8 protein-coding genes are annotated in these 14,192 nt (G+C 36.3%); all 8 read right to left on the bottom strand.

All coding sequences use genetic code 11. The features are described from left to right. Positions 1 to 27 precede the first annotated feature (27 nt). A complete protein-coding gene (locus BACPLE_RS16925) occupies positions 28 to 3,057 on the bottom strand; it encodes a glycosyl hydrolase (RefSeq protein ID WP_007564178.1) in 3,030 nt (1,009 codons plus the stop codon). 4 nt (positions 3,058 to 3,061) lie between these two features. Next, positions 3,062 to 4,261 carry a glycoside hydrolase family 88 protein gene (locus BACPLE_RS16920; protein WP_040313366.1) on the bottom strand — a complete coding sequence of 400 codons (1,200 nt, stop codon included), beginning with the start codon at positions 4,259 to 4,261 and terminating at the stop codon, positions 3,062 to 3,064. Between the two features lie 16 nt (positions 4,262 to 4,277). After that, positions 4,278 to 5,504, bottom strand: a complete 1,227-nt coding sequence (locus tag BACPLE_RS16915) for a DUF2264 domain-containing protein (RefSeq protein WP_007564174.1) — start codon at positions 5,502 to 5,504, stop codon at positions 4,278 to 4,280. A 14-nt stretch (positions 5,505 to 5,518) separates the two neighbouring features. Next, positions 5,519 to 7,687, bottom strand: coding sequence for a glycosyl hydrolase (locus BACPLE_RS16910; RefSeq protein ID WP_007564172.1), 2,169 nt, complete (start codon positions 7,685 to 7,687; stop codon positions 5,519 to 5,521). 16 nt (positions 7,688 to 7,703) lie between these two features. Further along, positions 7,704 to 9,458 carry an alpha-L-rhamnosidase-related protein gene (locus BACPLE_RS16905; protein WP_007564171.1) on the bottom strand — a complete coding sequence of 585 codons (1,755 nt, stop codon included), beginning with the start codon at positions 9,456 to 9,458 and terminating at the stop codon, positions 7,704 to 7,706. Positions 9,459 to 9,482: 24 nt separating this feature from the next. Beyond that, a complete protein-coding gene (locus tag BACPLE_RS16900; RefSeq protein WP_040313421.1) occupies positions 9,483 to 10,910 on the bottom strand; it encodes an L-fucose/L-arabinose isomerase family protein in 1,428 nt (475 codons plus the stop codon). 54 nt (positions 10,911 to 10,964) lie between these two features. Next, positions 10,965 to 11,867, bottom strand: coding sequence for an AraC family transcriptional regulator (locus tag BACPLE_RS16895; protein ID WP_007564169.1), 903 nt, complete (start codon positions 11,865 to 11,867; stop codon positions 10,965 to 10,967). 503 nt (positions 11,868 to 12,370) lie between these two features. Further along, positions 12,371 to 13,894: a MutS-related protein gene (locus BACPLE_RS16890; RefSeq protein ID WP_007564168.1), complete on the bottom strand. Its 1,524-nt coding sequence runs from the start codon at positions 13,892 to 13,894 to the stop codon at positions 12,371 to 12,373. Between the last annotated feature and the right edge of the window lie 298 nt (positions 13,895 to 14,192).

The following is a 14,192-nucleotide window of genomic DNA, read 5'->3' as shown; positions in this document are numbered from 1 at the left end:
ATCTATCTATATAACCCCTACAAAATTTCATCTTTTTTCTTCCAGAATAACAACTGGACCTAAGAGCCCAGATTTATCTAGTGTATCATTCTTTGAATAATGATTATAAGTAGTAAAAGTATAGCGATTCCCAGTACGTGTCTGTTTGTTTAACATCCAGTCAGGCCATTTCCCAGAAACAATTCCATCATCAGGTAAAAACGCATCGCCAATCAACCGATTCACCCATAAGTTTACGACCTCTATCTTTAATTGATTGACACCTTTCTTAATATCTTTTGATATATCTACTACCCACGGGGAAGTCCACAAAGTCTTTAGTTCTTTCCCATTCAACCATACTTTAGCAAAATGTCTTACATCTCCTAAATCAAGATACAACTTATTATCTACAGAAGAATTCCACTCAAATGTCTGCTCATAAAAAGCATTACCGGAATAATATTTTATACGCGGATCTGAAGCTGAACTCCAATCAATCAGTTGAGTAAATGTAGTCTTGGATATCCCGCCCCATTGAGAATCAAAGGAAACTCTCCAAGGAGCATTTAATACTTTTACAATTTCCTTTTCTCTGAAATTTATTCCCTTTCCTGTATTTTTTCCTTTTTTACGGAATACAATAAAATAACTTTCATAACCATCAAATCTCAATTTTATTTTTGTTCTACCATCTACTACATTATATTCCGGCAAGTCTCTCTTATTTCCTGTAAGAGGATGCCAAAGTTCAGGCATTTTCCCTTCTACCCGAAAATAACAATCCGCAACGGCAGGAATATTTGAACGATTAGATACAAAATATATATCACAATCTTCCATTACCCGATGAGTATAGCGAAGCGAAGCGTCCGAACAGAAATCATCACCAACTCCCATATCACTTAAAACGGATGAGGTCAAATCATAATGAGGATAAAGATTGTCAATCTTATCTTTTATTGGTTTCCCCCATATTATCTTACCTTTCCCTACTTTCTTCATTACTTGTTGTTCCGGCAAAGTATAACCACCCCAAATATCCTGAACCAATTGTGTTATTTCTTTATCACAATATGGATAATTCTCTAAACTTGGAGACTTTTTAGGTGGAAACCCTACAACAATCGCCCCCTCAGATAGCAAATCTTTTATTTTTCTCAATAATTCAGGAGTCATTGTTTCAAAATCAGGCAATACTAAAAGAGAATAACTTGCACCACTTGGGAAAATTATACGGTGCCCATTCACTACAGCCTGATACAGCATACTAGGCGGACATGCGTCAAAATTATGTCCTTTCTTATCCTGCATCTGAGGCAAATCTCCCTCAAAAGCAGAAGCTGGTGCTCTAAACACATGCGGAGCTCCCTCTGGACACAGATATAAAATGTCGGCCACGGTACGTCCCATCTGTAACATTGCCTGACATCTTGCTACATACATATGATATTCTTTCACCATTGGCCACCAAGTCTGGTTACGATCCCAATGTACCCCATAAGGTCCCATGGTCATACCCGGACGTAAATTATCATCCAGTGGCTGATGCTGAAAAGTATGAAACATCAAACGATTAATACCTGCTGCAAATGCCCAGTCGGTTTGATTCTTCATTCTACCAGGATACTGTGCATATCTATCTCCTTGAGCTGTAAACGCTTCAGCCGGAACTATATTCTGCCCTTTCAGATGTGCTAAAGAGGTACCCTCGACGGCACTAAAAGAGGTATTATATCCAAATTCAGCGCTCCAAAATTCACACATAGGCACATCTGCCACAGCACCTAATTCTAAATCAGCAGAAGGATTCATATCATAAGGTTCTATAGAAAGTCCAAGTTTATATTTATGAGCATAATCCTTCAAATATCCTGCATGATTCTCTAATATAAGTTCCTGAGAGGTTTTCCTTAAGTCCCATAAGAAACGTTCACTTGTTTCACAACCGTCGACTATAAATCCAGCATATACCGGATAGAAAGGAAATGGATCATATCCCCTACGCTTTAGAAATTCTTTTCGAAAATTCTCCGACCAGTTCTGAGCTCCCATTTCCCAGCTATCCATGTGAAGCATTTTCAGCCCTCCTTTATTCCCTTTTTTCTGAGAAAGGCCTAACTCATGAAACAACTTTCCTGTAAAAGCATCAAGGTGACTCCGAAGAGCCAAAGTATCGAACTTATCTACTTCAAACCCTAAACCAGGAAGAGGAGCAGGACGAGTCACTGCTCCATTATTCCTCCTGCCAAAGCGTACAATAGTCCATTTACCTTCAGGAGCTTGCCATTCAAGCATACCTTCATGATCCATATACGCAGTTAAATCAATTATCTTATCGGACGACACCACAGAACTTGTATCCAACTTTGGATAATCAGCAAACATAGGTAGGAATTGCTTCACATTTCTTGCAGAACTATATGGAGCCCGGTAAACTAAAGATTTCTCATCAATATCCTGAATTATTCCTTTTCCATCCACACTTGGAAAAGCAATGACTGCAACATCCTCATAGAATTCAAGCCATTGTTTTTTTAAATCTGGAGTTAAAGTATGTTCTCCAAAATATGGTTTTCTTGGTAAAGGCGTATCTAAATGAATTTTTACTCTTTGCCCCCCGTTCACTTCTATTGAACTAGACACAAGATGTTGCATAGACTGATTGGGTTGTACCCAAGGGCCCCCACTTCCTGTCCATCCTGGGCCAACTCCCAATGTTATATCAATGCCCAATCTTTCAGCTTCATGAACCGCATGTTTAAATAAGCCGACCCATTCATCTGACAAAAAATTAACATTTCCACGAGGAATCCCCACATTGACTTCTAAATAAATCAAATGTTCCAATCCTGCTTTCTTCATGGATTCCAAGTCTTTAGTCATCCCTTCCTTTGAAATATTTCCGTCCATAAAATACCAATAAACGCCAGGAAAGGACTCATGAGGAGGATTGTCAAAACACTTTTCTAATGTACTTCTCGTTTTAGACTGCCCATAACAATCTATACCAACCTGAGAAAAGGCAAACAAAAAACAAGAAAAAAGATATATACAGAACTCCGATTTTCTCTTCATACAGCTATTCTTTTAAAATCCATTTTTTATACCGAACCAAAGCTTCTACATAATAATAATCAGCATAAATTAAAGGAACATCCACTTCATTCCTTACAGGCTTATGACCTACAGAGTGCTTTAATATGAAATTGTGATTATCAAATGGTTCCGATAGATATTCAGGAGAAGTAAGAGTACGTAACTGTTGTTCCGCAGTTGCCAAGCACTCTTCTGCCAACTTCTTATCCTGAGCCAATTGCGATAGTTCAATAAAACCCGAAGCCATTATGGCTGCCGCGGATGCATCCCGATAATCATTTGGAATTTCAGATGAGTCGAAATCCCAGTATGGAATCTTATCTTCCGGGAAATTAGGATGATTTAAAATAAACTTTGCAATCTCTTGAGCCTGCTGTAAATAATGTATGTCTTTAGTTTTTCGATACATCATCGTAAAGCTATATAACCCCCAAGCCTGTCCACGTGCCCAAGAAGATTCATCACTAAATCCCTGGGATGTCTGCTTTTTCTCCGGTAAACCCGTAATCGTATCATAAGATACCACATGATAAGAACTATAATCTGATCTAAAATGATTTTTTATTGTAGTATCTGCATGCTTTCTGGCTATTTGTCCAAATCTGCTATCCCCACTAAGACTAGAGGCTTCAAGCAGTAACTCCAAATTCATCATATTATCTATAATCACCGGATATTGCCATTCTTGTTGATTAAAGTCCCAAGAACGTATACACTGAACGGTTTCTCTATATCGCGTTGATAACGAGTGGGCAGCTTGAACAAGCACATCTCTGTATTGTGGATTTTTAGTCAAACGATAGCCATTTCCAAAACTACATGAAATTATAAAGCCCACATCATGATTATCTGTGGTATATTGTTCCTTCAAAACACGCTGAGTATATTCTGAAGCAAAATATTTTAAAGAATCATCATGAGTAACCTCAAATAAATACCATAACACCCCAGGATAAAATCCACTTGTCCAGTCATGAGAATCCACAGCTAATAACTTACCATCTTTCCCGATGGTCCTAGGCAGTTTATTCTTATCATCCAGCAATGAATAAGCCATTGCTTTAGATTGCAGAACAGATCTTTCCAACCCTTTTTCTATCACTTCTGACATTCCAGACCGTCTTGTATTACAAGAAGAAAACGTAATTACACAGCCAAACAAAAATAAAAGAATCTTATTCATAACATAAACTTATTTTTTAATCATACAATGCATGATCCCTTTGAACAGGTTTACCATTCCACAATTTCAAAGAAGTCCATTCTTCCGCCTTGTCACTCCAGAAAGGACTATCTTCATCTAGACCTAAAGGAAGAAAAACAAAAGTACATAGATATAAACTTCCAGTTGAAATATAATCCTCTGCCATCCCCTTCTGATGTCCACAAACTCCAATCTGCAACCATCCATCTTTATCGAATGTGCCTGGAGCATTTATTTGTCGCTTAATAACCTTTGTCAATGCACATCTTACCTGTGAAGGCTTTAACGTCTCTGGAAGAATCTGCATTAAAGATGCCTGAGCCAATACCTGAAATGCACCAAAACGATAGGCATTAGAACGCCCAATCACAGGATAAGTACCTTCTGGAGATATTAAACCCTCTTGTATTTGAGCCTGACGGATAAATCTTTTTGTTTGCTGTCTATAAAATTTATCGCAGTCAATATTATGTTGTTTCAATATTGCCATGATATCCATTAACATCGGCTGAATGACATAACTATTGTAATAATCGATATGCAATCTTGGTCCATCTCCATAACATCCGTCCCCGGAATACCATTGCTCAAATCTCATCAAAGCATAATTGATAGGCTCCATCTGACATTCGCCTGTAAACTCAAGTAAAGCAGCCTCTATAATAGCCGAGAAAAGTAACCAATTTGATTCACTAGGTTTTATTTTACGAGATGAAATAAATGACTTAATCAATCTGTCTTTTGTTATATTATCCAATCTTGCCCAAATAACATTCTTTGAACGTAATAAACCCTGAGCCAGAAATGCTGCATCCACCAATGGCTGTGCGCCCGGCCCATCAAAAGTCATATAATCAGGTGAGTCCGGATTTACAGCATTAGAAATAGCCTTTATCGATAAATCTATATATTTTGCCCTCAGTTTGCCTTCATCAGTATCATCCTCCCCCAAATTCAACCAAGGAGCAATACCACAGAACGAACGTCCCAAGGCCTCTAAATGAGTAACATCGGCTCTTTTTCCATTATTCAATCCATCATTAACCTCTACAGGCATATTTTCTCTCAATCGATTCTCACTTAAATTCTGATAAACAGGATCTATGATACGAATCATGGTCTTAACCCAAAACTTTCTATCAGAACTGCCTTCAGCCTGAACTGTCTCGACTGAGAACAAACATAAACTAAAAACTAAAAACAAATAACAGATACTTCTCATAATATTAATTTTAATTATTCTTCCATTACAAATACCGACTCATCTACATTTAAAGACAGCCATATACGCGTTATTTTACTTCCATTTAACGATGTTTCATAAGTATATTTAGCCTCTGTGCACTCTCCATTATGTGGATTTAAAAGAACAGGATTAAGAATTTTCCCTCGCAGCACAATCTCAGAATGCATTGCCACATTTTTCAAGTTTGCGAAATAATACAAATGCTTTCCATTTACTTGTTTATGAATGTAATTCAACTCCTTTCCTAAAGGAAACAACACGTCTGGAGTAGTACAACAAGTCTTCATTACCTGCCTAAAAGTTTCACTGTGAGGAGATTCTATAAAAAAGACATTCCCTTTTTTTCTTTGTTTTGAGAATAATCTATTCATAATATATTTCACTTCATCGTCCTTCCCTGGCTCAACTGATTTTTGAGGTAAACGAGTAGTAAAAATCAAACTTCCCCCCTTATCACAGAACTCTTCTAACTTCTTTAGATTCACTAAAGATATAGTTTTCATTGCCGGAATAATGACTACACGAAAGGCCTCATCATTAACCTTATTATCTAAAAATAGCCTTCCTTTTTGAGAACGACATTTAGAAGCTAAAACTTCCGGATGCAAATAAGTAAAATCTAATCCTAATGTATCTGTCAACAACGTAGACACTTGAATATAATCTGTTTGAGGTATTTCTACTCCCCCTCTATAAAATCCCAATGCTCCATCTAAAAAATGTTCTCCCTGAAGAGTCTCAATAGGATAAATCATTGCAATATCAGCTATATGCTTGCCTTTTCTCTGTAACACATAATTCAAGCGAGATAAAAACTTGTTGAAATCAGGCAATGAGTCCCGATACAGCTTATTTCTCATAGATAATTCAGGAAGGAAAGTAACATTCTTATCGTCATACCAAACAGCATGCGGAATCAACATATTAATACCTTTCACATATTGTTCCATTGCCACATGATATAATTCTCGTACAGAGAGATTTCCCATTGCCCCAAACGTCTCAGACATCACAAGATTTTTATCCCAATTATAAGCTGAAGAAGATATTACTTTATAAAATCGTTCCGCCGGTCGATTTCCACCTATTTTATCAATTCCAGGGATATCCATATACTTTCCACAAAGCATCAAGTCACCAGAAAGACTAACTGGATTTAATACCTCTTCTTGATCTTGATGCCCCGTGGAATATATACCATGACTCACGGCCCATTTCTGAATTTCTCTCATAAAGCCTTCTGCATACAAAATAGCACGCATCCCAAACAGACGGTTACGAGCAGACTCTGTTTCTGGTCCAATATCATACCATAAAGCCGGATAAAGTAACTCCGGAGACTCTCCATAATATTTTATAAACTTTTCATTAAACTTATCGGTCCAGATTCTTCCATTTCCGCGATATAATGTTGGTTCATCAAAAAAGGTCTGAATAATGACATTCCCAAAGTAGGTTGCAAAACGATCATAATAAGCCTGATGAGTTTCCTTTATAAATAATTTTACTGACTCAGGGTTCAAATAGTCAACTAAAGGAGAGCCATCTTTAACGCAAGTAAAAAACATCACTTTCCATTTTCCTTCCGGCACATTCCAATATAATGTATCTCCATTGATATATTCTTTTAATGAAATACGCTGTTTAGTCAAAGTATCCATTGCAACTACGGCCATCAGTTTACCTTTAGGTACGCTAATTTTTTCTCTTTTGGAAGAAACTATAACCTCCAACTTATCTAAACGCTTTATTGTTGCATTTGGATATTTATTCATAAAACGAGGTACTCCATCTGCATGAGCTCCCATGCTCCCACTAGGGAAACCAAATTCATCATACAATGAAACATACGCTCCAAGGTTTTGCGCCTCTTCCAACAAAGTTTTATACAAATCAAAGTACCTATCAGACAAATACTCTGGCCTAAAATTTTTACCAAAAGGTAAAACTGCACATCCCCCGTAACCATCTTCTTTAATCATTCGGCGGAACTGGAATAACAAATCTTGCGCATTTATATTCACATTATTCCAAAACCACAAAGGAATAGGCCTATACCTTTTTTCTGGACAAGCAAATTTCTGTTTGTCAATTTGAGCATCAACCAACATTGCCCTAAAAACAAACAATATCAATAAACACCATATATATTTTTTCATATGATTATATAATTGATTACCGTACTATTTTTATTCCTTCAGGTACCTTAATGTCACTTTTTATTTCTCCATTCTGCCCTCTCTCATGACGTACTTTAATGTCACCATAAGGTGTAGGAAAAGTTCCTTCAGCCCATTCCAAATCTCCCAAATTAGGACGAATAGTTACAGTTTGACACCCCGGATCTATCGGATAAATACCTAGAACATATTTACTTAACCAATATGTCGGAGCAGAAGCCCATCCATGACAAAGGCTATGGCGAAATCCCTTATAGCAATGAGCTCCAAAGTCTCCATGGATATCTTTCTTTCCTTCTGGCACCAAGTTGTCTATAGGAGCAGCCTCAGGTACCCAATCTATATTAAAATCCTCCCAAAAAGTAGTTGCTCCAAGAGCTATCATAGCCCCCCAATACTCTCTAATAATATCAATAGCTCCTTGATAGTTGCCTGCCATAGCCATAGCTTCAAGCATATAAAAGCCATAAAATGTCGAAAAACCTTTAGCCCCATTAAATGCCAAATACTTATCATTGGCCTGGTTCTTATCTATCATCCCTGCCAGAGACATTAACGCCGCAGCTTGTTTCATCCCCGGAGTATCTGGACTTACATTCTGTTTTTCAAATGGAACTATAACTGTATCAGCGGCAGCAATCATCCTATCCGAAGCTTTTCTGCAATCATCTGCTAATTGAGACTCTTCCAGTATATCACACAATTTAGCTCCATACTGCATTGCCCAAACCATTAATGCATGCAACCCGGCATTTACAGCAGGTTTATTCCCACTAGAAGGCCAATCCAGAAAACGAAATCCATTTAAATTCTCACAACCTTTTTCATCTATTTTTGAGAGTAACAAGCGTAACAAATCACACATATACTGCTTTTGCTCTTTCAAATAAGACAAATCTCCTTGATAACAAAACCACTCATACTGTATCAGCAACCACCAGATAGAATAAGCACTTATTCCATTCATCCAAGCTGGTAATGCAGACATATCACGAACTAAATCAAGGCTCTTAGGTACAACTTCATTATAGCCAAAAACCGTATTGATAGTCATAACTTCTGGATACATATCACCAATCCATACAAGACGATCACGCTTGATCCCATCCCATAAATAATTCTGCATATTTAAATGTACCGTATAAGCTCCGGTCATCCATATCTTATTTAATAGCTGATCACTACATTGAAAAGTCCCCCTATAAGGCAAGTCTCTATACACTGAAATAGCTCTCACCTCCTCTAAATGCAATGTAGTAGATTCATCCAATAAATCAATACGAACAAAACGAAATCCTGTATTACCAACTTCAAAGACACCAGCCCAGGGCAATGTAACAACAAAATCACGAAGTGCATGATCATTCGTAGCTCCATTAATGCCATCGATTTCACACATAGATTCACTGACAGACTCTCCAAAACGTATCCGAACATGAATCGGCTTATGGGATGCACACATGCCTGTTACAATTTGCAAACCTCCTTGCAGTTCTTTGCCGAAATCAAGTAAAATAGCGGGCCGATCATGTTCCGTGCTAATCATTCGACATATATTCTTATTTACAAAATCAGTCTGTCCATTACCCTCCAATAGCAAATTATTTGCCCCCAGAATTTGCTCTCCATTCTGCTGCCATACAACACGAACAGGTGATAAATAATCACGAACGCGAGAATCACGTTGCTGAGCATAAATAAAAGAAAACAAAAACAAGAAAAGGGATACACAGAATAAATATTTTTTCATAGAATTATGATTAGATTCAAAGACTTATTTTATTTCAACCACCTGAATACCCAACAAAAAAGCTATTTTCTTTAACTTATTTGCCAAATGCCCCACACCAATAGCACAATGATGTGAAGGACCTGCTTTGCTCCATCTGTCTACAAAACTTTTTATTCCACAAGAAAAACGATATCTACTATTTGTATTACCTATTTGCAAAACAGGACCACATACCGCTTCCCCCTCAGCTATCAGGAAAAAGATACCTTTTTCTCCCTCACAAACAGCTAATAAAGTCACAGGACCTTGCTTAACACTCATTTGAATAGATAACCCGGCCCCTGGTTTCCCATGATAAACAGGAAGAGGAACTAATTTTACCTTACATTCAGACATAAGAAAATGGGCAGGTCCATCATGTCCTAACAATACTACATCATCCTTAAAATCTAAAGCATAAAATTCAGCAAACGATCCTCCAGCCTTCAACAAAGACAGAATTTTCATGGCTTGCACATTCTTCACTTCGCATTCTCCTGCTACCGGAATCCCTTTGCCTGTCAATAAAGTATTTCCCGCAATTACAGAGGTGATTATATTTTCATAAGTACTGCCAGAAGTACTTTCATAATAATAGGCCAAAGCACCCAACTGATGCTCGTTAACTAGTTTATCTAATGCAACCGAAGTACGAGCAGCCCTTATAAGTTCACTTTGTGAGCACTGAGGAACGACATCAAAGCAATCATAAAATTCTTTTACTTTATTTGAAATATCATTCTCTGATGCTTTTTCCCAATAAGATTTCAGTTCACACATTTCCAGCATTTCCATTTGGGTACCAAAAACAGAAGTTTGTTTTATTAAATCGGAATATATATCTATCATGCCATTATAATAATGCCCCAAGATTCCCAAACGGTTATTTTTCATTCCTTTCACAACGCACGCGGCTTCTACCCAGTTTTTAATTTCTAACCAAGCTTCGTCATCCTGTAAATGCCCCGTTACAATATCATATCGTATACCCGATTTATTACATACATATGCAATTTCAGGAACAGAGCATGCCTGACAATATGCCAGCCACTCTCCTGTCATTTTCACTCGATCACCTAATTGATTAACATGATTATAATCTATAGCATCCGAGGGCTGAATATTTAAGAGAATGACAGGAGTCTTGACCTGTTGAACTATAGGGAGCAAAGTTGCAGAAAGCGCATATGTAGAAATAAAAACAAACAATAAATCTATATCCTCAGTCTTTATTTTCTTAATAACCATCTCTGCTCTCTGGGTCGAATCTACAATACCGACATTAACCACCTCAGCACAGAAACCTCTCATTCTTTTTTCTATTTCCTCCTGATACCCAGTTAAACGAGAAAACAATCCATCAAACTGATTCCAATAGGTGTTCAGGCCAACACCCAAAAGGCCTGCTTTTATACTCTTTTCTTTAGCCATTTTATTTCTAATTTTGAACATTACAAAAATAAAATGCCTAGCGCAAAGAGAACTTCATTTTTTGGCAAGACAGTCTTGTTTTTTGAGATTCCAATCACGAAAATCACTAGGTTTCTTTCCTACTTTCTTTCTAAACTGAGTAGAGAAATAATCTGGAGATTCAAAATTCAAAGAATAGGCAATTTCTTTTATTGAGTACTGAGTAAAACGAAGCAAATCTTTTGCACGTTGCAATTTCAAGTCCTGAAAATAAGATGCAGGAGAAAGACCGGTATATTCTTTAAATAACTTCCTAAAGGATGAATAACTCATTCCTACTCTTTCTGCTATGTCTTGAACAGAAATAGTACTTTCAAGGTTTTCATGCATCAGCACACGGGCCTGATTTATTTTATCTACCATATGCTGACTCTTATTAAATTGATTATTACGGTCAAGACAATACATTAAACCTAACAGATGATTTGCTATACCTGCAAGCAACTGTTGGAAATAAGCATTCTCCCGTTCTGCAACCTCAATTGCCTGATGAAACAAATGCACTATTTCTTCATCCACTCCGACATGATATATAGGATTCTTTTTGGAAAGGAAACCATTGTTTACTCTTACATCTATATTTACTCCCTTAAAACCAATCCAATATTGCTTCCATCCGGTCAAAGGGTCAGGATAGTAAGTATGCCATTCATCAGGAAAAAGCAAAAATATTGTACCCGCTTCAATAGGCACCTTTTTGATAGTCTGTGTTTCGAAGAAACCTCTTCCTTCAGAGATGTATACCATTTGATATTCTTGTAATATACGGCCTTCTTTTGTCGAAAAATAATAGTCTTTTAAATGCTTCTTTGTGGGATACTCTTCTCCCTTTTCAATATTTTCTACTCCGACTGTAGTAATAGCCAACCCCCACAACAAACAGTTTTTATCTTCAACTATATACTTTACGCCTTCCATTTAAAATCGTATTAATTCAAAAGTTAACAAAATAAGTATCCAACGGAAAATACTTTCCATCGAATTACATTTATCTATAAGTAAATTTCAACTTTTTAGAATACACCTAAAAACCTATGTCTATTTTCTAATTTAACCCCACGCTAATCACAACAAACGTACAGTTTGAAGAATACCTCTAACTCAAAAGCTGCAAATAAAGCTATTTCTTCTGAAAGGAACAAATCCAAAGGCATTTTTAAATTATTAGATGATTATCCCCTACCTACTTCTCTCAGTAATCGTTCTCTATCAAATTCATGTTTTATTTTTTAGTCTTCACAATTCTCAGCCACACGCATATCCCATAAAATAGCAGGCTACTTATTATTATGGCTATGATATCATATACATCGAAAGTGCCATGTAGATGAAGAAGTCCGAGAAACTCGTATGCTATATAAACGATTGTACCCCTAATTATGATATGAATTATATATTATCTCTCTGCTCAATCTTTAGGTTTACATTTTATTCTTATAATTTAGCCTTAATCTCTCCGCCATAGCTATAACAGAATCAGGATACTTATATAACTTCAATATTTTTATGGCATTCCCATCTCTGTCAACTCCTTTTTTCAATTTATAATCAAACTCCATTTGGGTATCCGCTACTTTTTCTGAGAAGTAATATAAATCATATTTATCTTGCAATAAGGTGGTGATTTCATTATCGTGTGTAGACGCAAGAATGATGTGATCAGATTTTGTAAAATCCAACAACAAAGCATAATTAATTGCTATCCTCTCTACAGTATTCGTCCCCTTGAATAACTCATCAAATATCAAAAGATATTTTCCGTTATTTGACACATCAATAGCTTTCTTCACGTTCTCAACTTCTTTAAGGAAGAAACTCTTTCCCCGAATAAGGTCATCTTCAGTATGGATAACCGAATAGATTCTACGGGATAGGTCTATACGAAATTCTCTAGCAAAACAAGTGCTTAATACTTTACCAAGAAGCAGATTTACTGCTATAGTGCGAATGAAGCTTGTTTTCCCGGACATATTAGAACCAGTGATAATCATTGATTTTTCAGACAAGGATAAGTCATTGGGAACACAATTATCTATTAATGGATGACAAATACTACGAGCATACAACATTTCTTCTTTACTGTTTTCTATCGGTTTACACCAATATGGAAGACTGTCACGAAAAAACGATAATGAACATAATACGTCTATAAAACCGACGAATTCAAAAACATGCTCTATCTCTTCTCGTTCATCCCTAATGCAAAGAAACGATTTTGCCACATTCACTGCTGCATACAACGTAAAAATATTCACTAATTCCGTAACTAAGAAAAATAAAAAAGCTGATTCACTTTGCAATGTAATTCCTAACCGGAATGAATGTAGCATTTTTTTGAGTTTCTTCAATCTGTTCAGACAATCTCCTATTGTGGAATCTGTTTTAAAGAACTCATCTATTTGGGCTAGTTTGTCCGCTGTAAGCAAAAGACGATAAAGTTGTGGTATAGAAAAATAATAGCACGTTAGCTTGCTTTTCTGCTTATAATGTAAAAAGGCATTGCCTACATAAGATAGAAGGAATAAAACAAATGGTAAAGCCGGAGTTGCAGCCATCAACATCCAGATTGAAAAAATTAACGGAAGCCAACGGCACACTTGAAGTAAAAATAAATACCTACGTGAATAATCAATATTCTCTGCTAATATATCAACAATCGTATAGGCCTCCGGCTTATTTATTTTGCCCAAAATTTCAGACGTTCGTTTACGTAAAGAAACATGTTCCTGCAGGTGTTCAACCAGCTCTTCATGCTTATTTACAGATGACACTTTATCTATACAAAGTAAATGATATAGAAATTGTCTTCCTATACAAGAAGATGTATAATCGATTTTTTCACATAATTCATCTATATTCAAATCGTGCCTTACACTTTCCGGCAGATTCCCATCCATATATGAAAGTTTCTTATAGGAATTATAAGCCTTTACTTCTTTTTCCATTCTTCGTTTATATAAAATGTTTGCCGTTATTCTTATATTACAAAAGTAAACAAAGAATATTTCAACTTCTTATTTTTTATCATACACGCTATCGATATTAAGCCAAACGAAATTTATAACAAACAACATAATCTATCATTGAATGAACATAACAACTAAATCAATATTCAAGTTTACTATTGCAAAGGTAAGTAAGAGTTGTTAAATATCATATTTTCCACTCATTTCAAACACCTAAGTGTTTCATATCAAACACCTTTGCGTTTTCTCCAAAACACAAGGACATTTTACTAAAAAC

Origin of the sequence: Phocaeicola plebeius DSM 17135, from assembly GCF_000187895.1 — a bacterium.
Classification (GTDB): Bacteria; Bacteroidota; Bacteroidia; order Bacteroidales; family Bacteroidaceae; genus Phocaeicola; species Phocaeicola plebeius.
Note: the sequence above shows the minus strand (reverse complement) of the source record. Positions and strands in the feature narration are given on the sequence as shown.

Coding starts and splice junctions, on each gene's coding strand:
- BACPLE_RS16925 (WP_007564178.1), bottom strand. CDS start 3,057: ATGAAGAGAAAATCGGAGTTCTGTATATATCTTTTTTCTTGTTTTTTG.
- BACPLE_RS16920 (WP_040313366.1), bottom strand. CDS start 4,261: ATGAATAAGATTCTTTTATTTTTGTTTGGCTGTGTAATTACGTTTTCT.
- BACPLE_RS16915 (WP_007564174.1), bottom strand. CDS start 5,504: ATGAGAAGTATCTGTTATTTGTTTTTAGTTTTTAGTTTATGTTTGTTC.
- BACPLE_RS16910 (WP_007564172.1), bottom strand. CDS start 7,687: ATGAAAAAATATATATGGTGTTTATTGATATTGTTTGTTTTTAGGGCA.
- BACPLE_RS16905 (WP_007564171.1), bottom strand. CDS start 9,458: ATGAAAAAATATTTATTCTGTGTATCCCTTTTCTTGTTTTTGTTTTCT.
- BACPLE_RS16900 (WP_040313421.1), bottom strand. CDS start 10,910: ATGGCTAAAGAAAAGAGTATAAAAGCAGGCCTTTTGGGTGTTGGCCTG.
- BACPLE_RS16895 (WP_007564169.1), bottom strand. CDS start 11,867: ATGGAAGGCGTAAAGTATATAGTTGAAGATAAAAACTGTTTGTTGTGG.
- BACPLE_RS16890 (WP_007564168.1), bottom strand. CDS start 13,894: ATGGAAAAAGAAGTAAAGGCTTATAATTCCTATAAGAAACTTTCATAT.